Annotated in this window: 16 protein-coding genes; 10 read left to right on the top strand and 6 right to left on the bottom strand. The window is 72.4% G+C overall.

What is annotated here, in order from left to right:
- Positions 1–101 precede the first annotated feature (101 nt).
- The 5 genes from ACWY4P_RS36685 (at position 102) to nirD (ending at position 7,130) form a co-directional block, all read left to right on the top strand.
- Entirely contained in the window at positions 102–1,334 is a 1,233-nt protein-coding gene (locus ACWY4P_RS36685) for a cytochrome P450 (protein WP_456213183.1), read from the top strand.
- Positions 1,331–2,686 carry a cytochrome P450 family protein gene (locus tag ACWY4P_RS36680; RefSeq protein WP_456204847.1) on the top strand — a complete coding sequence of 452 codons (1,356 nt, stop codon included), beginning with the start codon at positions 1,331–1,333 and terminating at the stop codon, positions 2,684–2,686. Before ACWY4P_RS36685 ends, ACWY4P_RS36680 begins: the two co-directional genes overlap by 4 nt.
- 81 nt (positions 2,687–2,767) lie before the next feature.
- The gene (locus ACWY4P_RS36675; RefSeq protein WP_456204846.1) at positions 2,768–4,114 is read left to right on the top strand and encodes an NAD(P)/FAD-dependent oxidoreductase; all 1,347 of its coding nucleotides are present in this window, start codon (positions 2,768–2,770) and stop codon (positions 4,112–4,114) included.
- Positions 4,115–4,116: 2 nt separating this feature from the next.
- A complete protein-coding gene (gene nirB, locus ACWY4P_RS36670) occupies positions 4,117–6,759 on the top strand; it encodes a nitrite reductase large subunit NirB (protein WP_456204845.1) in 2,643 nt (880 codons plus the stop codon).
- A complete protein-coding gene (gene nirD / locus ACWY4P_RS36665; RefSeq protein WP_456204844.1) occupies positions 6,756–7,130 on the top strand; it encodes a nitrite reductase small subunit NirD in 375 nt (124 codons plus the stop codon). The genes nirB and nirD overlap by 4 nt, the downstream gene beginning before the upstream one ends.
- Here the strand turns inward: nirD and ACWY4P_RS36660 are convergent.
- The 5 genes from ACWY4P_RS36660 to ACWY4P_RS36640 form a co-directional block, all read right to left on the bottom strand.
- On the bottom strand, positions 7,113–8,366 hold the full coding sequence (locus tag ACWY4P_RS36660; RefSeq protein WP_456204843.1) for a hypothetical protein: 1,254 nt from the start codon (positions 8,364–8,366) through the stop codon (positions 7,113–7,115). The genes nirD and ACWY4P_RS36660 overlap by 18 nt on opposite strands.
- Positions 8,367–8,435: 69 nt before the next feature.
- Entirely contained in the window at positions 8,436–9,623 is a 1,188-nt protein-coding gene (locus tag ACWY4P_RS36655; protein ID WP_456204842.1) for a CU044_5270 family protein, read from the bottom strand.
- A gap of 1 nt (position 9,624) precedes the next feature.
- Positions 9,625–10,224: an RNA polymerase sigma factor gene (locus ACWY4P_RS36650; protein ID WP_456204841.1), complete on the bottom strand. Its 600-nt coding sequence runs from the start codon at positions 10,222–10,224 to the stop codon at positions 9,625–9,627.
- A 166-nt stretch (positions 10,225–10,390) separates the two neighbouring features.
- Positions 10,391–11,812, bottom strand: coding sequence for an endo-1,4-beta-xylanase (locus ACWY4P_RS36645; RefSeq protein ID WP_456204840.1), 1,422 nt, complete (start codon positions 11,810–11,812; stop codon positions 10,391–10,393).
- Positions 11,813–11,825: 13 nt separating this feature from the next.
- The gene (locus ACWY4P_RS36640; protein WP_456204839.1) at positions 11,826–13,034 is read right to left on the bottom strand and encodes an endo-1,4-beta-xylanase; all 1,209 of its coding nucleotides are present in this window, start codon (positions 13,032–13,034) and stop codon (positions 11,826–11,828) included.
- 128 nt (positions 13,035–13,162) lie between these two features.
- Between ACWY4P_RS36640 and ACWY4P_RS36635 the strand changes: the two genes are divergently transcribed.
- The 5 genes from ACWY4P_RS36635 to ACWY4P_RS36615 all read left to right on the top strand — a co-directional run bounded on the left by ACWY4P_RS36635 (position 13,163) and on the right by ACWY4P_RS36615 (position 20,059).
- A complete protein-coding gene (locus ACWY4P_RS36635; RefSeq protein ID WP_456204838.1) occupies positions 13,163–14,206 on the top strand; it encodes a LacI family DNA-binding transcriptional regulator in 1,044 nt (347 codons plus the stop codon).
- Positions 14,207–14,391: 185 nt separating this feature from the next.
- The gene (locus ACWY4P_RS36630; RefSeq protein ID WP_456204837.1) at positions 14,392–15,708 is read left to right on the top strand and encodes an ABC transporter substrate-binding protein; all 1,317 of its coding nucleotides are present in this window, start codon (positions 14,392–14,394) and stop codon (positions 15,706–15,708) included.
- Positions 15,708–16,679: a carbohydrate ABC transporter permease gene (locus ACWY4P_RS36625; protein ID WP_456204836.1), complete on the top strand. Its 972-nt coding sequence runs from the start codon at positions 15,708–15,710 to the stop codon at positions 16,677–16,679. Before ACWY4P_RS36630 ends, ACWY4P_RS36625 begins: the two co-directional genes overlap by 1 nt.
- Positions 16,676–17,602 (top strand): carbohydrate ABC transporter permease, encoded by a 927-nt coding sequence (locus ACWY4P_RS36620; protein ID WP_456204835.1) that lies wholly within the window; start codon positions 16,676–16,678, stop codon positions 17,600–17,602. Before ACWY4P_RS36625 ends, ACWY4P_RS36620 begins: the two co-directional genes overlap by 4 nt.
- A gap of 57 nt (positions 17,603–17,659) precedes the next feature.
- Entirely contained in the window at positions 17,660–20,059 is a 2,400-nt protein-coding gene (locus tag ACWY4P_RS36615) for a beta-xylosidase/alpha-l-arabinosidase (RefSeq protein WP_456204834.1), read from the top strand.
- A gap of 40 nt (positions 20,060–20,099) precedes the next feature.
- On the opposite strand, the gene ACWY4P_RS36610 is transcribed toward ACWY4P_RS36615, so the two are convergent.
- Positions 20,100–22,142, bottom strand: coding sequence for a hypothetical protein (locus tag ACWY4P_RS36610; protein ID WP_456204833.1), 2,043 nt, complete (start codon positions 22,140–22,142; stop codon positions 20,100–20,102).
- Between the last annotated feature and the right edge of the window lie 22 nt (positions 22,143–22,164).

The following is a 22,164-nucleotide window of genomic DNA, read 5'->3' as shown; positions in this document are numbered from 1 at the left end:
CCGATGGGGCAGCTGGTGGGACGGCCGGTGGGGCAGCCGGCGGGGCGGTCGGCGCGCTGCCGACTCCGGTGCCGCTGTACGGGCCGACGCTGAACGGTGACATGCCCGCGCTGTACGAACGGATGCGCCACGAGCACGGCCCGGTCGTGCCCGTCGCCATCGCGCCCGGCATCGAGGCGTGGCTGGTGCTCGGCCATCGCGAGCTGCTCCATCTGACCCGCGACGAGCAGTACTTCTCCCACGACCCCAGGCGCTGGACCCCGCTGCGCGACGGCCGCGTACCGCCCGACTCGCCGCTGATCCCGCTGGTCGGCTGGCGCCCGGCGCTGCTGTTCGCCGACGGCCAGCAGCACCGCCGGATGCGCTCGGCGGTCGCCGAGGCGCTGGGCCGGCTCGACGGGCACGAGCTGATCCGCAGGGTGCGGTCCACCGCCGAGCGGCTCATCGCCGAGTTCGCGGACCGGCACGAGGCGGATCTCGTGCCGCAGTACGCGCGGATGCTCCCGCTCCAGGTGGTCACCCAGACCCTGGGCCTCGACGAGGAGCGCGGGCCGCGGCTGGTCGAGGCGATCGCCGCCATCGTCAACCCCACCGCCGCCGCCACCGGCGCCAACCGGCGCATGGGCGGCATCCTGCTGGAGCTGATCGAGCAGAAGAAGCGGCGGCCGGGCGCGGACCTGACCTCCTGGCTGCTGGAACACCCGGCCGATCTCAGCGACCAGGAAGTCCTGCACAACCTCGTAGTGATCATCGTGGCGGGGAACCAGACGACCGTGAACTGGATCGCCGACACCGTACGGATCCTCCTCACCGACCCGGGCTTCCGCTCCTCGCTGGCCCGCGGGCACCTCACGGTCGACGACGCGCTGGACCTGGTGCTGTGGCGCTATCCGCCCACCGCCAACTTCCCCGGCCGCTACGCCACCCGCGATCTGCGCTTCGGCGGGCAGCACATCCGCGCCGGGGACATGCTCATCCTGGGCCTGGCGGGGGCGAACGCCGACCCCCACGTACTGCCCGAGGACGGCCGGCCGGTCGTCGGCAACCGCTCGCACCTCGCCTTCGGGGCCGGCCCGCACACCTGCCCGGCGCGGGACCCGGCGCGGCTGATCACCCGGACCGCCGTGGACACGCTCCGGCACCGGCTGCCCGACCTCGAACTCGCCGTGCCCGAGGACCAGCTCGCCTGGATCACCTCGCCCTGGTCCAAGAACCTGGCCGGGCTGCCGGTGCGGTTCACCGCCCCGCAGCTCGCGGCGGACGCGGCGGGCGCGGCGGGCGCGGCGGGCGCGGCGGCGACCACCCACACGGCAGACTCAGGAGGCTTACGATGACCGACGGCCGATGCCCCTTACCGCACGCCGCCCCGGCCCCGCACGGCCAGGCCCCGCACGGCCAGGCCCCCCACGAACCGGCCTCCCCTCATCGGCTGGACCCCACCGGGGCCGGCCAGCACGCGGTCAACGAACGGCTGCGGGAGCGCGGGGCCGCGGTCCCGGTCCTGCTGCCCGGCGACGTCACCGCCTACGCCATCACCCGGCACGAGGAACTCAAGGACTTCACCTCCCACCCCGAAGTCGCCAAGGACGCCCGCCACTTCGCCGCGCTGCGGGACGGAGAGATCCCGCCCGGCTGGCCGCTGGCGACCTTCGCCACCGTACGGGGCATGACCACCGCCGACGGCGCCGACCACAAGCGGCTGCGCTCCCTGGTCACCCGGGCCTTCACCCCGCGCCGCGTGGAGGCGCTGCGCCCCGCCGTCGAGGAGCTGGCCGCCTCCCTCCTGGACCGGCTGGCCGAGGCCGCCGCCGAGGCCCCCGACGGCGTGGTGGACCTGCGCCGCCACTTCGCGCTGCCGCTGCCCATGGGCGTGATCTGCCGGCTGCTCGGCGTCGGCCCCGAGCACCAGGACCGGCTGCACGCCCTCTCCAACGACATCGTCGGCACCCGGACCGCGCCCGAGCGGGCGCTGGCCGCCAACCGCGAGATGGTGGCCATCCTGGGCCAGGTGGCCGCCGCCCGGCTGCGCTCCCCCGGCGACGACCTCACGAGCGCCTTGATAGCCGTGCGGGACGTACGCGACGGGGAGGAGGCCGGCGACCGGCTCAGCGAGGAGGAGCTCATCGGCACACTGCTGCTGATGATCATCGCCGGGCACGAGACCACGCTCAACCTGATCACCAACGCCGTGCGGGCGCTGTGCGCCCACCGCGACCAGCTGGAGCTGGTGCGCGCCGGCCAGGCATCCTGGGGCGATGTGGTCGAGGAGACCCTGCGCTACGACAGCCCCGTCAGCTTCTTCCCCTTCCGCTACCCGACCCGTGACCTGGCCGTCGGCGGCACGGTGATCCCCCAGGGCGCCCCCGTCCTCGTCTCGTACACCTCCGCCGGGCGCGACCCGCGGGCCCACGGCGCGGACGCCGACCGCTTCGACATCACCCGCCACACCCGCCCGGACGCCGCCCGCCATCTGTCCTTCGGCCACGGCGCGCACTACTGCCTCGGCGCGCCACTGGCCCGTATGGAGGCCACGGTCGCCCTCGACGCGCTGTTCACCCGCTTCCCCGGGCTGGACCTGGCCGTCCGCGACGGGGAGCTCGTCCCGCACCCCAGCTTCGTCGGCAACAGCCCCCAGGAGCTTCCGCTCCGGCTCGACGGCGTACGGCCCGCGGCTCACAGCGGCTGACGGGGCGCGCTGAGGGCAGCGTTGCTTCAGGGAAACGGCGGTGATGCGGCCGGGTAACAGGCACCCCGCACGCTTCCTGGCATGAGGTCGAACAGGGAGCCGGACAGCGAGCCGCGCGGCCGCCACAGGGTGGTGGTCGTCGGCGGCGGCATGGCCGGGACGCGGCTGGCGCAGCAGCTCGCCGCGACAGCCGCCGATGGCGCCGACAGCGCCCTCGATGTGATGGTCATCGGGGAGGAGCCCCACCCGGCGTACAACCGTGTGCTGCTCGCCGAGGTCCTCGCCGGGCGGTACACCCCGGATGTCATCGCCCTCCCGGCCCCCGCCGCGGTCCGCCGGCTCAGCGGCGTACGCGTGGTCCGGCTCGACCGGGACCCCGGGGAAGTGGTGTGCGACGACGGGCGCCGCGTCCCGTACGACTCGCTGGTGCTGGCCACCGGCTCCAACCCGGTGCTGCCCCCGCTGCGCGGGCTCTTCGAGCCCCACAGCCACGATCTGCCGGACGGCGTCCACGCCTTCCGGACCATGGACGACTGCCTGGCCCTCGCCGCGGCCATCCGCCCCGGCGTCCGCGCCGTCGTCATCGGCGGCGGCCTGCTCGGCGTCTCCGCGGCGCGGGCCCTGGCCCAGCGCGGCGCCCAGGTCGTCCTCGCCCACCAGGGCGAACACCTCATGGAACGGCAGCTGGACACGGGCGCCGCGGAGCTGCTGCGGCGCCATGTGGAGGCGCTCGGCGTGGAAGTCCACACGGAGTGCCGCGTGCGGGGCCTGCGCACGCGGTCCGTGGACGGCGGCGGGCGCGCCGTGAGCGCCGTGGAGCTGGCGGACAGATACGCGCTCGAGGCCGATCTCGTCGTGCTCGCCTGCGGCGTCCGGCCACGCGTGGGCTTGGCCCGCGCGGCCGGGCTCGACGTGGCGCGCGGTGTCGTCGTGGACGACACGCTGCGCACCAGCGATCCGCGGGTCTTCGCGATCGGCGACTGCGCGGAGCACGGCGGCGTCCTGTACGGGCTGGCCGGCCCGGCCCAGGACCAGGCGGACACTTTGGCGCATGTTGTGGGCAATCGTTCCGCGGGGCGGAACGGGTGGGCACAACCCGGCCACCGGGCCGCAGACGGCAGCGAAACCGGACCCCGGTACGCGGGATCACGCGCCCTCACCCGCCTCACTCTCGCCGCCGCGTCCAGCCCCCTGGACCTCGCCGCGTTCGGCGAGACCACCCCCGCCCCCGGCGACGACGTCGTGCATCTGACCGACGCCACGCGGAACGCGTACCGCAAGGTCGTGGTCCGCGGGGACCGCCTCGTCGGGGGGATTCTGCTCGGCGATCTCGGCAGCGTCGGCGCGCTCGCCCGTACTTGGGAGGGTGACGAGCCGCTCCCCTCCGCTCCCTTGCTCCACCTGCTGACCAACGATGGAGGCTCCTGACGATGAGCGCACCGAACCCCGCCACCACCGCCACCGCCGCCCCCACCATCGTGCTCGTCGGGCACGGCATGGTCGGCCAGCGCTTCCTGGAGGCCCTCGCCGAGCAGGGCGTGACCGAGCGCGCCCGGGTCGTCGTGCTGTGCGAGGAGCCGCGCCCGGCGTATGACCGCGTCCAGCTGACCTCGTACTTCTCCGGCCGGACCGCCGAGGACCTGTCCCTCGTGGAGGACGGCTTCATGGCCCGGCACGGCATCGAGCTGCACCTGGGCGACCCGGCCGAGCACATCGACCGCGCCGCGCGCACGGTCACCGCGCGCTCCGGGCTGACCGTCGCGTACGACACGCTGGTGCTGGCCACCGGCTCGTACCCGTTCGTGCCGCCGGTGCCCGGCAAGGACAGCCAGGGCTGCTTCGTCTACCGCACCATCGAAGACCTGCTGGAGATCGAGGAGTACGCCAAGAACTGCTCGACCGGCGCCGTGGTCGGCGGCGGGCTGCTGGGCCTGGAGGCGGCGGGCGCGCTCAAGGGACTGGGGCTGACCACGCACATCGTGGAGTTCAACCCGCGGCTGATGGCGATCCAGGTGGACGAGGGCGGCGGCGCCGCGCTGCGCCGGACCGTGGAGGACATGGGCCTGGTCGTGCACACGGGCGTCGGCGGGAAGGAGATCACGGCGGGCGCGGACGGCGCGGTCACCGGCATGGCCCTGTCGGACGGGTCGTCCATCGACACCGATCTGGTCGTCTTCTCGGCGGGGGTGCGCCCCCGCGACCAGCTGGCGCGCGACTGCGGGCTGACGGTCGGCGAGCGCGGCGGGGTCGCGGTGGACGAGCGGTGCCGTACGAGCGACCCGGCGGTGTACGCGATCGGCGAGTGCGCGCTGGCCGCCGACGGCCGGGTGTACGGGCTGGTGGCGCCGGGGTACGAGATGGCGCTGGTGGCCGCCGGCGACATCGCGGAGGCGGCCGAAGCAAGCAGTGAGAGTGGCTTCACGGGAGCCGACACGTCCACCAAGCTCAAGCTGCTTGGCGTGGACGTGGCCTCGTTCGGCGATGCGCACGGCGCGGCCGAGGGCTGTCTGGACGTGGTGTACTCCGACTCCCGCGCGGGCGTCTACAAGAAGCTGGTGATCGGCTCCGACGGGGCGCTGCTCGGCGGGGTGCTGGTCGGCGACGCCGAGGCGTACGGCATGCTGCGGCCGCTGACCGGCTCGGTGCCGCCGGTCGCGCCCGAGCAGCTGGTGCTGCCGGCCGGGCTCGGGGCGCCGGCCGCGATCGGCCCGTCGGCGCTGCCGGACGAGGCGGTCATCTGCAACTGCCACAACGTCACCAAGGGCACGATCCGCGGGGCGGTCACCGACCACCAGTGCGCCACGGTCCCCGAGGTGAAGAAGTGCACCAAGGCGGGCACCGGCTGCGGCAGCTGCCTCAAGGCGCTCACGACTCTGGTCAACGACGAGCTGGAGTCGAGCGGCGTCAGCGTCGACAAGGGGCTGTGCGGCTGCTTCTCCTACACCCGGGCCGAGCTGTACGAGATCGTCCGGACGCTGCGCATCACCTCCTACGCCGCGCTGCTGGACAGCCACGGCCGCGAGGAGGCGCGCAGCGGCAACGGCTGTGAGGTCTGCAAGCCGACCGTGGCGTCGATCATCGCCTCGCTCGCTCCGACGGTGGGCGCCAGCGGCTATGTGCTGGACGGCGAGCAGGCGGCGCTTCAGGACACCAACGACCACTTCCTGGCGAATCTCCAGCGCAACGGCTCGTACTCGATCGTGCCGCGCATCCCCGGCGGGGAGATCACCCCCGAGAAGCTGATCGTCATCGGCGAGGTGGCGCGCGACTTCGGGCTCTACACGAAGATCACCGGCGGGCAGCGGATCGATATGTTCGGCGCCCGCGTGGACCAACTGCCGCTCATCTGGACGCGGCTGGTGGACGCCGGGTTCGAGTCGGGGCACGCGTACGGCAAGGCGCTGCGCACCGTGAAGTCGTGCGTGGGGCAGACCTGGTGCCGCTACGGCGTGCAGGACTCGGTCCGGATGGCCATCGACCTGGAGCTGCGCTACCGGGGGCTGCGCTCCCCGCACAAGCTGAAGTCGGCCGTCTCCGGGTGTGCGCGCGAGTGCGCGGAGGCGCGCGGCAAGGACTTCGGGGTGATCGCCACCTCGAACGGCTGGAACCTGTACGTCGGGGGCAACGGCGGCGCGGACCCGCGCCACGCGGACCTGCTCGCCCAGGACCTCGACGACGAGCAGCTGATCCGGCTCATCGACCGGTTCCTGATGTTCTACATCCGCACCGCGGACCGGCTGGAGCGCACCTCCGCCTGGCTGGAGCGGATCGAGGGCGGCCTGGACCACGTACGGGACGTGGTGGTCGACGACTCGCTGGGGCTGTGCGCCGAGCTGGAGGCGCTGATGGCCGACCATGTGGCGGGCTACCGCGACGAGTGGGCCGAGACCCTCGACGACCCGGAGCGGCTGCGGCGCTTCGTGTCCTTCGTCAACGCGCCGGGCGCGCCGGACCCAACGGTGAAGTTCGTGCCCGAGCGCGACCAGGTGAAGCCGGACCTGACGATCCTGTCCGGCCCCAGCATCCCCGTCCGCACTCTCGACCGTACTCTCGAAGGGACCGCAAGCCGATGACCATGGCACCCGAGCGGATCGATGTCCGCGTGGAACTCCTGATCGACCAGCGGTGGTTCGCGGTCTGCGACCTCTCGGACCTGACGCCGGGGCGCGGGGTGGCCGCGCTGCTGCCGGACGGGACCCAGGTCGCGGTCTTCCTGGACCGCGCGGGGCGGCCGTACGCGATCGACAACCGCGATCCGTTCACCGGCGCGTATGTGCTCTCGCGGGGTCTGCTGGGCTCCGTACAGGGCCGGTCGTTCGTCGCCTCGCCGCTGCTGAAGCAGCGCTTCGACCTGGAGACGGGGCGGTGCCTGGACGACGGGGGGGTCGTCGTCCAGGCGTATGCGGCCCGTACGGATGACGGGGTGTCAGCGCAGGTCGCGTGAGACCACGACCCCGCACATGACGGGGTCGCTCGCGCAGCCGGCCGTCCCCGCGGCGAACACGCCCTTCGTCCCGGGGACGCCCGCGATGCCGAGCACCGTGGACATCTCGCTGTGCTCGGTGACATCGGCGGGCAGCTCCTCGGTCGCCCACTTGGTGCCGGTCCAGCGAGACAGCACGGAGTGGGGGCTGCCCGGGATCCAGCCGCCGATCCACAGCCCCCCGGCGCCGTCCGCGCCCGCGGCGTTCGCCTCGTCGACGGGGAGCGCGGGGAGCGACTGCCAGCGGCTGCCGTTCCAGCGGGTGGCCAGGGTGGCGGTGGGCGCCTGCGGGTCGTTGGTCTTCCCGATGACGTAGACCGAGTTACGGCCGGTGGCCACGGCGTGGTTGGCCGACCAGCCGGTCGGGTGGTCGGTGGGGGTCGGCACCTCGCGGACCGTCCAGCCGCTGCCGTTCCAGTGGTACAGCAGCGGTACGGACACATCGCCGGTCACCGCGTCGGCGGTGACCCAGACGTCGTCCGGGCCGGTGCCGGTGATGTCCCAGGGCTGTACCTGGCCGCCGCCGGGGGCTGCGGGCAGGGACACCTTCTGCCACGCGGAGCCGGTCCAGCGCTCCAGGCGGTATGTGGCGGTGTTGCCGGTCGGGTCCCAGTCGAAGCTGGTCAGCCAGGCCGCCTTCGTACCGAAAGTGGCGATGCTGCCGACGAAGCTCACCGACCCCTCCGCGGGCGCCGCGTGGTCGACCTTCGTCCACTTCTTGCCGTCCCAGTGCTGCAGCAGGATCGGCGCGGACATGTTGTCGGCCAGGGAGCCGGCCGCCCAGGCGTCGTCGGGCGCCGCGGCGGCGACCTTCTCCAGCTGCGCGGCCTTGCCGCCGGTGGCGGCGGCGGGCACATCCGCCCACTTCGTGCCGTTCCAGTGCCTGATCACGGGGGTGGGCCCATCGGCGCCGTCCGTCTTCCGGCCCACCGCCCAGGCGTCCTTGGCGCCGGTCGAGGCGACGCCCCAGAACTCCGTCGAGACGGTCTCGCTGAGCGGCGTCCGCAGCTGCCACGGGGTGGCGGCGCGGGACGCGCGGTCGGTCGCGGCGCCGGTCGCGGTGGCGGACGCGGTGCCGGGCGCGGCGTTGGCCTGCGCGCCGAACGTGCCGGACGTGCCGAGTACGACCGCGCACACCGCGACCGCCATGCGCAGCCGCATCCGACGCGCTTCGGGCCGCCCTGCGTTCCTGGCCATGGTGCTCCTTCTGCTCGGGGGGTGGGTTCTCAGAAGGAAATGGCCGCTGCCCGCCGGTTCTTACAGCTCTCAGTTGGGGGTCTTGAGCTGCCGGTCGGACCACTCCGACCTGACGTTGGCGGTGTAGTTCACCACCGTGCCCGCCGTGAGCCCCGCCTCGGCGGCCTTCGCGTTCGGCTTGGTCAGTGTCTCCTGGTCGGACAGCAGGGCCCCGGTCGCCGGGTCCACGATCAGCTCCGACCGGGCTTCCCCGTAGTCGGGCCGGTCGGTCGCGGGCAGGGCGAAGCCGACCCCCTTGCGGCCCAGCGGGTCGGTCACCTCGCCGAGCGACCGGATGCCCGGCAGATCGGCGATGACGCGGTACGCGGCGGCCCGGACCTCGGGCCTGACCGGGAGGTCGATCAGGTTGGCCGCCTGCCGCCACGTCCACTCGGTGCGGCCGGAGATCTCGCTCCCCCGGTCCTCCTCGTACAGGTCCGCCAGCACCTCCTTCAACTTCGCCCTGTCGCCGGGCAGTTTCCGCAGGTCCGCGTAGGTCACATTGCGCGCACCGAGGGCAGCGATCTTGTCGCCGCTGTTGATCCGGGTCACCGTCGGCCGCTTGCCGGACCCCATGTCCATCCGCAGCCCGAGCCTGCCGCCCGACCTGGAGTCGGCGAGCGTCAGGTCCTTCGGCGATCCGGCGGCCCGCCAGCGCGCGGTGTCGCGCTCGGTGCGGGGCTTGGTGGTGTCGTCGATCCCCGAGACCCACAGGCTCCGCGTCCCGGGCCGTACCCCGAAGGACCACTGCTGCGTCTCGGAGGAGACGACCGCGAAGGTCGACTCGGGCTCGGCGACGACGCCGATCCAGGCCGACCGCGTGGTCGTCTGCCAGTACGTGCCCTCGTCCGCCGCGCGATCCACCCGGGCGGCCACGTTCAGCAGCGCCAGGCGGCCGGTATCGGGGGTGTGCCGGGGGCTGTTCGTGGCGGGACCGGCGGTCGCCCGGGAGCCGTGGGCGCCTTGGACGCCCGGGCCGCCCTGGGGGAGGGTGGCGACGAGCACCCCGGCCACGGCCGCCGTCGCGGCGACGGGCAGCGCCCAGCGCCAGGTGAACGGCCGGGCGGACCGGCGGGCTTCCGGCCCCTCGGGGGCGCTGCTCAGGATGGTGATCAGGTCGTGCCGGGCGCGTTCGGAACCGGCCAGGCGCTCCGGGTCGAACTCCGGGGGCCGGGCGTTTGCCAGCGTCTTCATGACATCGGGCCGCTTGCGTGCCATGTCAGTGCTCCTTCACTGTCACTTTCGGGCGAGAGTCGCGAGGATCGCGAGAGAGTCCGGCCGCGGCGCCGGCTGCGACTGTGTTTACGGCTGCGTCTGTGTTCACGGCTGCGACTGTGTTCACGGCTCGCTCGAGCCGCCGCCTGGCCCGGTGCAGCCGCACCGAGAACGTGGCGGTGGAGCAGCCGAGGACGCGTGCGGCCTGTCTCGGGCCGAGCCCGTGCCAGGCGACCAGCGTCAGCACCTCGCGGTCCGCGTCGGACAGCCTGGCCAGCGCCTGCAGCGCCGCCTCGCGCTCGGTCACATCCGCGGCCACGTCGTCGACCTGGGCGCCGGAGGCCATGATGCGCTGGGCCTCCTCCGCGGCCAGGGCGTACTGTCTGCCGTCGCGGCGGCGCAGCTCGCTGGTCAGATTGCGGGCCACGCCGAGCAGCCACGGCAGCGGTGGCGTGGGGATGTCCCGCATCCGCCGCCAGGCGACCGTGAAGGTCTCGCTGGTGATGTCCTCACCGACCTGCCGGCCCACCAGGCTCGAGGCGTAGGCGAGCACACGGGGATAGCACTCCTCGTACAGGTCACGGAAGCGTTGGGCGTCGGTCACGCGCCGTCTCCTCATCTCGGCTCTCTCACCTGGCAGTGGTCGAGAACCGCGATTTCTTACACCCTGAGGAGAGGGAATTCGAAAGCGTGCGGTGCAGTGCAGTGCGGTGCGGTGCGGTGCGGTGCCTGGACGGCGAGGCGGAGTCACCGTCCAGGCGAGGGGGCTCTCAGCCGGCTGTGCAGGTCGCGCCGTTGAGAGTGAAGGCGCTGGGTGCGGTGTTGGAGCCGGACCAGTTGCCGTTGAAGCCGAACGACACCGAGCCGCCGGCGCCGATCGTGGCGTTGTAGCCCGCGTCGGCCGCCGTGACCTGGGAGCCGGTCTGGGTCACGGTGGCGTTCCAGGCGGAGGTCACCTGCTGGCCGGAGGGGTAGGTCCAGGCCACCTTCCAGCCGCTGACGGGACTGGACCCGGTGTTCTTGACGGTGACGTTCGCCGTGAAGCCGGTGTTCCACTGGTTGGTGACGGAGTAGGTCACCGCGCAGCCCGTGGTGGGCGTCGGGTCCTGCCCGCCGTCGCCGCTCCAGCCGAGGGCTTCGGCGATGCCGTAGTACGCCGGTTTGGGCTGGTAGTTCTCGTCGTACGGGGTGGCGGCGCCCTGGCCGTCGAAGACGTCGGGGATCCAGGAGTCGGAGTCGGTGAACCCCCAGACCGTCACCCCCTTGCAGCGGGTGACGGCGACGCAGGCGCTGGTGACGGCCTTGTAGTCGGCCTTCTGCTGCGCGAGCTTGGCGTCGGTGACCGGCAGCTGCATCCGGATGTCCAGCTCGGTGACGGCGACGTCCACGCCGAGGTCGGCGAAGCGCTGCAGGTTGGCCTGCATCGTGGACGGCACCTGGCCGAGGATGAGATGGCCCTGGAAGCCGACGCCGTCGATCGGGACGCCCTGCGCCTTGAGCGACTTGACCAGGTTGTACATGGCGTCGCTCTTCGCGCCCGTGCCGTCGGTGTTGTAGTCGTTGAGGTACAGCTTGGCGTCCGGGTCGGCGGCGCGGGCGGCGCGCAGCGCGTCGGCGATATAGCTCTGGCCGAGCTTCGTGTACCACATCGACTGCCGGAAGGTGCCGTCCTCGTTGAACGGCTCGTTGACCACGTCCCAGTGCGAGATCTTGCCCTTGTAGCGGCCGACCTCGGTGGTGATGTGGTCGGTCATGAGGGTGCGCAGCTGGTCGGCGGTCCAGGTGCCGGAGGTCAGCCAGCCCGGCAGCTGGCTGTGCCAGACCAGGGTGTGGCCGCGCACCTGCATGGTGTGTGACTGGGCGAAGTTGACCACGGCGTCCGCGCCGGACCAGTTGTACGTGCCGCGGCTGGGCTCGACGGACTCCCACTTCATCTCGTTGCCGGGGGTGATCGAGTCGAACTGGCCGCCGGCGATCGTGGCGTAGGTGCCGCCCAGCTTGGACGCGGTCACGGCGGTGCCGTAGTACTTGCCCTTCGCCTGGGCCAGGTCGCGCAGCACCGGGTCGGCCGCGCTGCTGGGCGTGGCCAGGCCCAGCAGGAGCGCTCCGGCGGCGGCCAGGCCGAGCGCGGCTCTGCGTATGCCCTGGGCCCGTGTACCGTGCGGGCGCGGACCGTGCGGGTGAAGTCTCATCGGGTGCCGCTCCCTAGGATCCGGCCAGGCCGTCGCGGAACGCGGTGTAGGCGGGCTTGGGCTGGTAGTTGTTGTCGTACAGGTTGGCCGCGCCCTGGCCGGGGAAGGTGCCGGGGACCCAGGAGTCCCGGTCGCCGAAGCCCCATACGGTGATGCCGACGCAGCGGGAGATGGCCAGGCAGGTCTGGGCCACGGTCTTGTAGTTGGCCGCCTGCTGCTGGAGCTTGGCGGAGTCGGCCGGGGTGGCCATGCGGATGTCGAGCTCGGAGACGACGATGTCCAGGCCCAGGTCGGCGAAGCGCTGGAGGTTGGCCTTCATGGTGGAGGGCACCTGGCCCACGATGAGGTGGCTCTGGAAGCCGACGCCGTCGATGGGCACGCCCTGGCTCTTGAGCCGCTGGACCAGGTTGTACAGGCCGTTGCTCTTCGCGCCCGTGCCCTCGGTGTTGTAGTCGTTGATGAAGAGCTTGGCGCCGGGGTCGGCGGCGCGGGCGGCGCGGAAGGCGTCGGCGATGTACGACTCGCCGAGCTGCTGCTGGAACTTGGACTGGCGCAGCGTCCCGTCCTCGTTGAACGCCTCGTTGACCACGTCCCAGCGCTGGACCTTGCCCTTGTAGCGGCTGACCTGGGTGGTGACGTGGCCGGTCATCATGGTGCGCAGCTCGGCGTTGGAGAACGACCCGTTGGCCAGCCAGTTCGGCATCTGGCTGTGCCAGACGAGAGTGTGGCCGTAGACCTTCTGGTTGTTGCTCTGCGCGAAGGAGACCAGCCGGTCGGCGGCGGCCCAGTTGAACTGGCCGCGGTTGGGCTCGACCGAGCCCCACTTCATGGCGTTCTCGGCGGTGACGCTGGAGAACTCGCTCTTGGCGATGTTGGCGTAGGTGGCGTCGCCGAGCCGGCCGTCGTTGATGGCCGTACCGACGAAGCGGCCGGTGCGGTCGGCGACCTCGCGGAGGGTGGGGTTCGCCTTGACGCGGGTGTCGCCGCCGGTGCCGGCTGTGTCAGCGGAGTCGGCGGTCTTGGCGGTCTCGGCGGTCTCGGCGGTCTTGGCGGTCTTGGCGGTCTTGGCGGTCTTGGCGGTCTTGGCGGTCTTGGCGGTCTTGGCGGTCTTGGCGGTCGCCTTTCCGGCCGGGTGATCCGCGGCCTGACCGGGGGCGGCGAGGCCGAAGGCCAGGGTCGCCACGGCGGCCGAGGCCACCAGCGCGCCGCTGCGTAAGCTCATGAGCTTCATGGACGTCCCTCTCTTCTCTTCACGTCTGATCCGGTTTTCCGGAAGACTTCTGCAAGGTTCCGAGGGTGCGCCCGGAAAGCTAGAGGCGGGAGTGACTCTCGTCAACGGAGGAGGCGGAAATGGCTACGGAGAGCGTGGGGGCCGAGGGCGGCGCCCGGCCCAAGGTGACGATCACGGCCATCGCACAGGAGGCCGGGGTGTCGGTGCCCACGGTCTCGCGGGTCGTCAACGGACGTTCGGACGTCTCGCCCGAGACCCGGGCCCGGGTGGAGAATCTGCTGCGGCTCCACGGCTATCGCCGCCGCCAGACCGCCCCGGGCGACCGGGCCGCCCTGGTGGACCTGGTCTTCAACGACCTGGACAGCCCCTGGGCGGTGGAGATCATCCGCGGTGTGGAGGAGGTCGCGCACCAGGACGGCGTGGGCACGGTGGTCTCCGCCATCCACGGCCGGGCGGGCGCGGCGCGGCAGTGGATGAAGAACCTGCGGGCGCGCGCCTCGGACGGGGTGATCCTGGTGACCTCCGTGCTCGAACCGGTGCTGCACGAGGAGCTGCGGCGGCTGAACGTGCCGATCGTGGTGGTCGACCCGGCCGGCGCCCCCGCCCTGGACGCGCCCACCATCGGGGCGACCAACTGGGCCGGCGGAATGGCCGCGACCGAGCATCTGCTGGGCCTGGGCCACCACCGGATCGGCTTTATCGCCGGCCCGCCGCGGCTGCTGTGCAGCCGGGCCCGGCTGGACGGCCACCGGGCCGCCCTGGAGGCGGCGGGGGTGGCGTACGACCAGGCGCTGGTCGCGCAGGGCGACTTCTACCACGAGTCCGGTTTCGTCGGCTGCGATCAGCTGATGGACGCGGCCACCCCGCCCACCGCCGTGTTCGCCTCCAGCGACCAGATGGCCCTGGGCGCGATCGAGGCCCTGCGCCGCCGGGGCCTGCGGGTGCCGGAGGACGTGAGCGTGGTGGGCTTCGACGACCTTCCGGAAGTCCGCTGGTCGGCCCCGCCGCTGACCACCGTGCGCCAGCCGCTCGCGGAGATGGGCAAGCTGGCGGCCCGTACGGTGCTGCGCCAGGCGCGCGGCGAGGAGATCGAGTCCCCCCGGGTGGAACTCGCGACGGCGCTGGTCGTGCGCGCCAGTACGGCCCCGCCGAGCGCCCCGTAGCCGGCCCGTCCGCCCGCCCGTCCATCGCCCGCCCATCGCCCGCCCATCGCCCGCCCGTCGCCCGCCCGTCGCCCGCCCCTCCAGCCCTGTCTGCGCGATCTATTGACAGGGCATCAGCACGCTCATACCGTCCCACGCAATCACTTCCGAGAATTATCGGGCTACTTCCGGAAGGCAATGCGACGATGCCGATGCGTACCCCCAGGTCACGGTCGATCCTCCGTGCGTCCACCCTCGCTGCCGCACTGCTCTTGGCCACCACCACCCTCACCGCCTGCGGCAGCTCCGGCCCCGGCGGCTCGGACGACGAACTCAGCGTCTGGGTCTACCAGGACGCCTCGACCAAGGTGCAGCGCGCGGTCGTCGAGCGCTTCAACAAGACCTCGGATGTGAAGGTGAAGCTCACCGAGGTGCCCGGCGAGGGCTACTCGGACAAGATGCGCACCTCCATGGGCACCCCCAACGCCCCGGACGTCTTCTTCAACTGGGGCGGGGGCAGCATCAGCGACTTCGTCAAGGAGGACATGCTGGTCGACCTCGGCCCGGCGCTGGAGAAGGACCCGGAGCTGAAGAAGGCGTTCATCCCCTCCATCCTCAAGGCCGGGGCGGTGAACGGCAGGTACTACGGCATCCCCATGCGCGGCATGCAGCCGGTGATCCTCTTCTACAACAAGCAGGTGTTCAAGGACGCGGGGGCACAGCCCCCCAAGTCCTGGGACGATCTGCTGGGCCTCATCGCCACCTTCAAGAAGAAGGGCGTCACCCCCTTCGCGCTCGCGGGCACGGACCCGTGGACCGAGCTGATGTGGGTGGAGTACCTGGTGGACCGCTACGGCGGGGCCGACGTCTTCAAGAGGATCCAGAGCGGGGACGCCTCCGGGTGGAGCGACCCGGCCGTGCTGAAGACCGCCGAGACGATCAAGGACCTGGTCGACCGGGGCACCTTCGGCAAGAACTACAAGTCGGTCAACTACACCGCCGACGGGGCCTCCACGCTCTTCGCCAAGGGCAAGGCCGCGATGCATCTGATGGGCTCCTGGGAGTACGCCAACCAGAAGGCGAACCAGCCGGACTTCGCCAAGTCCGGGCTCGGCTGGACCGACTTCCCGGCGGTCCCGGACGGCAAGGGCGACCCCAAGAACGTGGTGGGCAATCCGACCAACTACTGGTCCGTCAACGCGAAGGCCAAGGGGAAGAAGAAGGACGCGGCGATCGAGTTCGTGAAGTTCGCCGCCAAGCAGGACTACTCCAAGGACCTGATAGCCAACGGCGATGTGCCCGCCACCTCGGACGCCACCTCGCTGCTGAGCAAGCACGAGAACCCGACCTATGCGCAGTTCCAGTACGACATGGTCCGTGAGGCTCCCAGCTTCACCCTCTCCTGGGACCAGGCGCTGTCGGCCAAGAACACCCCGAAGCTGCACACGAACATCCAGAAGCTGTTCAACGGGCAGCTGAGCCCGGCCGATTTCGTCGCGGCGATGCAGAAGGACATCAAGTAGTGGCGGGCGCCGTCAGCAAAGGCGCCGACCCCAAGGGCGCGCCCGACAAGGGCGCGCCCCGCGTCGGCGGGGGCCGTAACGGCGGGGGCCGTAACGGTGTGGGCCGCCCCAGCGCCGCCTGGGCGCTCCCCGGGGTGCTGTTCTTCGCGTGCTTCGCCGTCGCCCCCATGCTGCTGGTCGGCTATCTGGCCTTCACCGACTGGGACGGCATCGGCTCCCCTCAGTGGATCGGCACCGACAACTGGTCCCGGCTGTGGCACGACCCGGACATGCGCCAGGCGGTCTGGCTCAGCCTGCTGCTGACCGTCCTGACCTGGCTCGTACAGACCCCGATCGCGCTGCTGCTGGGGGTGTGGGCGGCCGGGCGGCAGCGCAACCGCGCCCTGCTGTCGGCGATCTTCTTCCTGCCCCTGCTGGCGTCCTCCGTCGCCCTCGCCCTGGTGTGGAAGCAGCTGCTGGACCCCAACTTCGGCCTCATCGCGGAGATCGGGCCCGCCCTCGGCTTCGCGGACGGCGATCTGCTCGGCGACCCCCAGGGCGCCTTCGGCGCCATCCTCTTCGTCACCGCCTGGCAGTTCATCCCCCTCCACACGCTGATCTACCAGGGCGGCGCCCGGGCCATCCCGCGCTCGCTCTACGACGCGGCGGCCATCGACGGCGCGGGCACCGTCCGCCAGTTCTTCTCGATCACGCTGCCCCAGCTGCGCAACACCGTGGTCACCTCGTCGGTGATCATGGTGGTGGGCGCGCTGACCTTCTTCGACACCGTCCTGATCCTCACCAAGGGCGGCCCGGGCACGGACACCAGCATCGTGCCGTTCCTGATGTACAAGAACGGCTTCCAGGCCTTCGACCTCGGCTACGCCAGCGCGGTCGCCGCCCTCCTCGTCGTCGTCGCCACCACCGTCTCGCTGCTGCTGGTGCGGCTGACCGGCTTCAGCGCGATGCGCAGCACCAGGGAGGGGATGTGACCGACGTGCTGCACCAGCGCCCCGAGGCGGACCGTACGGCCGACAAGGCGGCCCCGCCGCCGAAGCCCCGCCGCCCGGGCCTGCCCCGGCTTCTGAAGGGGAGCGGCCCCCGGAGACCCAACTACCCCGCCGGGCTTGCCTCCCTCCTCTGGCTGGTCATCGTCGGCGCCCCGCTGTACGTCCTGGTGGCCACCACCTTCCGGACCCGCGACGGCTATATCGACAACGGGCCGCTCTCGCTGCCCACCCACCCCACCCTCGCCAACTACGACCGGGTCCTCAGCAGCCACTTCTTCACCTACCTGGGCAACACCCTGGTCGTCACCGCCGTCTGCGCCGCCATCGTCATCGTGCTGTCGGTGACCGTCGGCTACGCGGTGGTGCGCTCCCGCAGCCGGGTGTCCCGGCGCGCCTTCCAGATCTTTCTGCTGGGGCTCGCGATCCCGTCCCAGGCGGTGATCATCCCGATCTATCTGGTGATCACCAAGCTCCAGCTGTACGACACCCTGCTGGCGGTGATCCTGCCGACGGCCGCCTTCTCCCTCCCCGTCAGCGTGCTGATCCTGACCGGCACCATGCGCGACATCGACGAGGAGCTGTACGAGTCGATGGCGCTGGACGGCGCCGGGCCGACCCGGGTGCTGCTGCGGCTGGTGGTGCCGATGTCGCGGGCGGGGATCTCCACGGTCGGCGTGTACTCGGCGCTGCACGCCTGGAACGGCTTCATGTTCCCGCTGATCCTCACCCAGTCCAGGAGCAACCGGGTGCTGACCCTGGGCCTGTACGACTACGTCGGCGAGTTCCGGGTGGACACCCCGGCGCTGCTCACCGCGGTCGTGCTGTCCATCGTCCCGATCTTCGTCGTCTATCTCTTCGCCCGCCGTCAGCTGATCAACGGCCTGATGGGCGTGGGCGGCAAGTGAGCGGCCCCCGACCGAGCAGCCGTCCCCGAGCCCGAGAGTCCTGAGACAAGGAGCTTCATGCCTCACCCCTGGCAGGACACCTCCCTTTCCGCCGAAGATCGCGCCGCGGACCTGCTCTCCCGGATGACCCTGGAGGAGAAGCTCGCCCAACTCGCCGGCGTCTGGCCGGGCTCCGGCTCCAGCTCCAGCTCCGGGGATGGGGGCGGGGGCGGGGGCGGCGAGGACGTCGCCCCGCTCCAGCACCAGGTCAACGAGGAGGTCGACCTCGACGTCCTGCTCCGCCACGGACTCGGCCAGCTGACCCGCCCCTTCGGCACCGGCCCCGTCGAGCCGGGCGAGGGCGCCGCCGCCCTCGCCCGCACCCAGGCGCGGGTCGCCGCGGGCAACCGCTTCGGGATCCCGGCCGTCGCCCACGAGGAGTGCCTGACCGGGTTCGCCGCCTGGGGCGCCACCGTCTTCCCCACCCCGCTGGCCTGGGGCGCGACCTTCGACCCGGCGCTGGTGGGCCGGGCCGCCGAGCTGATCGGCGCCTCGATGCGGGCGGTGGGCATCCACCAGGGCCTGTCGCCCGTCCTCGACGTGGTGCGCGACCCGCGCTGGGGCCGCACGGAGGAGTCCATCGGCGAGGACCCGTACCTGGTCGGGACCATCGGCACCGCGTATGTGCGGGGCCTCCAGTCGGCCGGGATCATCGCCACCCTCAAGCACTTCGCGGGCTACTCCGCCTCGCGCGGCGCCCGCAACCACGCCCCGGTCTCCATCGGCCCGCGTGAGCTCGCGGACGTCATCCTGCCGCCGTTCGAGATGGCCGTACGGGAGGGCGGGGCGCGCTCGGTCATGCCCTCCTACAACGACCTCGACGGCGTCCCGTCGGCCGCGAACCGATGGCTGCTGACGGAACTGCTGCGCGAGCGCTGGGGCTTCACCGGCACCATCGTCTCCGACTACTTCAGCCTCTCCTTCCTGGAGCTGCACCACCGCGTCGCCGGCACCCCCGCGCGCGCCGCGGCGCTCGCCCTGGAGGCGGGCGTGGATGTGGAACTGCCCGCCGTGCGCTGCTTCGCCGCGCCGCTGTACGAGGCCGTACGGGCCGGGGAGGTGGACGAGGCGCTGGTGGACGGGGCGGCGCTGCGGGTGCTGCGGCAGAAGTGCGAGCTGGGGCTGCTGGACCCGGACTGGTCGGCCACGCCGCCCGCGCTGCCCCAGGTCGTGGACCTGGACCCGCCGGTGATGCGGGAGGTGGCCCGGCAGCTGGCCGAGGAGTCGGTGGTGCTGCTCGCCAACGACCGCGACGCGCTGCCGCTCGCGCCCGAGACCCGGATCGCGCTCGTCGGCCCGCTCGCCGACGACCCCGCCGCGATGCTCGGCTGCTACACCTTCCCCCGGCACGTGGGCGTCGAACACCCGGAGCTGCCCCTCGGCATCGACCTGCCGACGCTGCTCGCCGCCCTGCGCGCCGAACTCCCCGACGCACGCGTCACCCACGCCGAGGGCTGCGCCCCGCCCGGCCCGGCCACAGCCCCGCCCGGTGCCACCGGCACCTCGGCCGCCGTCGCCACCGAGAGCCGCCTCGCACGGGCCGCCCGCGCCGCCGCGGACGCGGATGTCTGCGTCGCCGTGCTCGGCGACCGCTCCGGCCTCTTCGGCCGGGGCACCTCCGGCGAGGGCTGCGACGCCGCCGACCTGGAACTCCCCGGCGAACAGGGCGCGCTGCTCGACACCCTCCTGGCCACCGGCACGCCCGTCGTGCTGGTGCTGCTCACCGGCCGCCCGTACGCGCTCGGCCGCTGGTCGGGCCTGCTCGCCGCGGCCGTCCAGGCCTTCTTCCCCGGCGAGGAGGGCGGCCCGGCCGTCGCCGCGGTCCTCTCCGGCCGGGTCAACCCCTCGGGCCGGCTGCCCGTCAGCGTCCCGTACGCGACCGGCGGCCAGCCCTGGACGTACCTACAGCCTCCGCTCGGCCTGCGGGGCGAGGCCAGCAACGTCGACCCGACCCCGCTGCACCCCTTCGGCCACGGCCTCTCGTACACCTCCTTCGCCTGGGAGCCCCCGGTGACGGACGCGGCGGACGCGGCCACCCTGGCCACCGACGGCGAGACCACGCTGCGCCTGACCGTCCGCAACACGGGCGAGCGTCCCGGCACCGAGGTGGTCCAGCTCTATCTGCGCCAGCCCGTGGCCCGCACCGTCCGCCCGGTCACCCGGCTCATCGGCTACGCCCGCGTCCCGCTCGCCCCCGGCGAGAGCGCCGAGGTCCACTTCACCTTCCACGCCGACCTGGCCTCCTACCCGGGCGCCCCCGACGGGGGCCGGATCGTCGAACCCGGGCCCCTGGAGCTGCGCCTGGCCGCCTCCAGCGCGGACGCCGACGTACGGCACACGGTGCCGCTGACGCTGACCGGGCCGGAGCGGGCGGTGGACCACCGGCGGCGGCTGGTGTGCGAGGCGAAGGTGAAGTGAGGTCTTACAGGCCTTACATGCCTTACATGCCTTACATGCCTTACGCCGAAGGACCACTTCCGCTCTCGACCAGCGCCCAGGCGTGGGCGAACAGCTCGGGCAGGGTGCGGGTGGGCAGCGGAAGGGGGTTCTCCAGGCGCCCGTTGTAGGAGCGGTCCACCCCGATCAGCTCCGCCTTCCACGCCTCCATGGGCTGGTAGGGCTTCTTGGCGTGGATCCACTCGCCCGGCAGGAAGAGCTGACGGCCCGCCCGGGGACGCTTGTCCTCGACGACCAGGCCGCGCTCGACCAGCTGGGCGGCGGCCTTCTGGTGCCGGGCGGTCTTCCACCCGTTCCAGGTGCGGATGTTCCGGTCGCTCGGCACGGGCAGGGCCAGCAGCTGGAGGTAGAGCGCCGCCGCGTCCTCGTCGAGGCCGAGCTTGCCCGCGACCCGCGCCACCACGTCGGGCGCGGAGGCCGCCGGGTTCGTCTCGTACGCGCCGGCGGGCAGCGCGGCGCTCTCGATCCGCTCGACGATGCGCGCGCAGGCCGGGCCGCGCAGCCACTCCACGATCCCGAGCTCGCGGTCGTAGCGGGAGTCGGCCCTGGCCGCCAACAGCGCCCGGGAACGCTCGTCGTCGCCGTAGAACGCCGGACGGAAGTACAGGCGGGTCCGGGACAGGTAGCCCCTGCGGTCGACTATGCCGTCCGTGACCACGGTGAGCCCGTCGTCGATGCTCGCGACGTCCAGCCGCTCCGGCCCTGCATACGGCTGGTACCCGAATCGCTCGTGCACGTCGGCGACCGAGGGCCCCACCTTGTGGTCGAGCGTGCCTGCGTCCAGCAGCAGCCCCGGGTGGTTCAACCGCTCCTGAAGCACTCGTACCAGGCCGGGCGCCCCGTCGCGGACGGGGTCACCGGCGGGGATGTCGGAGTAGACCCAGGACAGGTGGGGGACGACGGTGAGCAGGCGGTCCTCGAACCTCGCGATGTCCCACCGGGCATTGGCGTCGGTGACCATCGGGCCGTGGTCGGTGTTCTTGATCCAGGTGTCGACGGGGGCGCTGAGCCCGGGTTCGGCGGTGGGATTGGTGAACGCCGCGCAGAACTCGGCCGCGGACAGGCGCAGCAGCTGCAGGTCGACGACCGCGTTATGCGTAGGCTGCGGCACCACGACCCGCCGCCCGCGCCGCGCCCGCCACGCCTCGGCCAGCCGCTCCGCCACCGCCCGCATCCCGCCCGGCTCCCACAGCTCGGCCGGGTCCTCGGGCAGCACGTCCGCCAGCAGCTCAAGCCGCTCCAGCGAGGTCAGCCGATTGTGTTCGGACGCGCCGTCCTCGGCCTCGGCCACTTTGAGCCGCAGAATCCCCCGTTCGTGGTTCTCGAAGCACCGGACGTGCACCCGGGTGATGAGCCCCGCCAACGCGAGGGACGCGCCCGCACGCCCCATGCCCGTGCCGTCGCGCAGCAGGGCCACGGCCTCGTGATCCCACGGCACCGGCCCGCGCTCACGGACCAGGCCCACGAGGCGGCGCAGCTGCTCGGCGCTGCCCCAGCCGTGCGGGACCTCGTGCACCTCTTCGATGGTCCCCAGGCTCGGCGGGTCCGCGTCCCCGGCCCGCAGGTCGACGAACCTACGGCCGTCCTCGCCGTGCTCACGGGACCACCAGACCGCGACGGCGGCCCCCCGCTCGTCCCGCACCGACTCCGGCGCGTCCTCCGCCAGCCGCACCACACCCGTGCGCAGCCGGGCCTCCGGGTCGGCGAAGGGCCCCTCCGCCCAGAACTCCAGCAGCGCCAGCAGCCGCTGACGGAATTCCTCGCAGGTGGACGGCGCGGCGGCGCGCAGGGCCACGGCCCCGATCCGCCCGATGAACCGCGTCCAGGACCCTTCCCCGGCCTTCCCCGGACCGCCGTCCGGCCCGGCCGGATCCGAGGTCCCGGCCAGATAACGCCCGGTCCGCTCGATGCCGGCCAGGGCGCCGTCACGCGTCCAATACCCCCACCCGCCGATGAGCCCGCTCAGCGCGCTCCCCACGCCGTGATCGTCCAGGGCCGCCACCTCGGCCCGCGCCGTCACCAGCCCGCCTGCTGTTGTCTCCATGGAGAGATCTTGACTCATGGGT

This window comes from Streptomyces sp. LZ34 (assembly GCF_053890475.1).
Note: the sequence above shows the minus strand (reverse complement) of the source record. Positions and strands in the feature narration are given on the sequence as shown.

Coding starts and splice junctions, on each gene's coding strand:
- ACWY4P_RS36685 (WP_456213183.1), top strand. CDS start 102: ATGCCCGCGCTGTACGAACGGATGCGCCACGAGCACGGCCCGGTCGTG.
- ACWY4P_RS36680 (WP_456204847.1), top strand. CDS start 1,331: ATGACCGACGGCCGATGCCCCTTACCGCACGCCGCCCCGGCCCCGCAC.
- ACWY4P_RS36675 (WP_456204846.1), top strand. CDS start 2,768: ATGAGGTCGAACAGGGAGCCGGACAGCGAGCCGCGCGGCCGCCACAGG.
- nirB (WP_456204845.1), top strand. CDS start 4,117: ATGAGCGCACCGAACCCCGCCACCACCGCCACCGCCGCCCCCACCATC.
- nirD (WP_456204844.1), top strand. CDS start 6,756: ATGACCATGGCACCCGAGCGGATCGATGTCCGCGTGGAACTCCTGATC.
- ACWY4P_RS36660 (WP_456204843.1), bottom strand. CDS start 8,366: ATGGCCAGGAACGCAGGGCGGCCCGAAGCGCGTCGGATGCGGCTGCGC.
- ACWY4P_RS36655 (WP_456204842.1), bottom strand. CDS start 9,623: ATGGCACGCAAGCGGCCCGATGTCATGAAGACGCTGGCAAACGCCCGG.
- ACWY4P_RS36645 (WP_456204840.1), bottom strand. CDS start 11,812: ATGAGACTTCACCCGCACGGTCCGCGCCCGCACGGTACACGGGCCCAG.
- ACWY4P_RS36640 (WP_456204839.1), bottom strand. CDS start 13,034: ATGAGCTTACGCAGCGGCGCGCTGGTGGCCTCGGCCGCCGTGGCGACC.
- ACWY4P_RS36635 (WP_456204838.1), top strand. CDS start 13,163: ATGGCTACGGAGAGCGTGGGGGCCGAGGGCGGCGCCCGGCCCAAGGTG.
- ACWY4P_RS36630 (WP_456204837.1), top strand. CDS start 14,392: ATGCCGATGCGTACCCCCAGGTCACGGTCGATCCTCCGTGCGTCCACC.
- ACWY4P_RS36615 (WP_456204834.1), top strand. CDS start 17,660: ATGCCTCACCCCTGGCAGGACACCTCCCTTTCCGCCGAAGATCGCGCC.
- ACWY4P_RS36610 (WP_456204833.1), bottom strand. CDS start 22,142: ATGGAGACAACAGCAGGCGGGCTGGTGACGGCGCGGGCCGAGGTGGCG.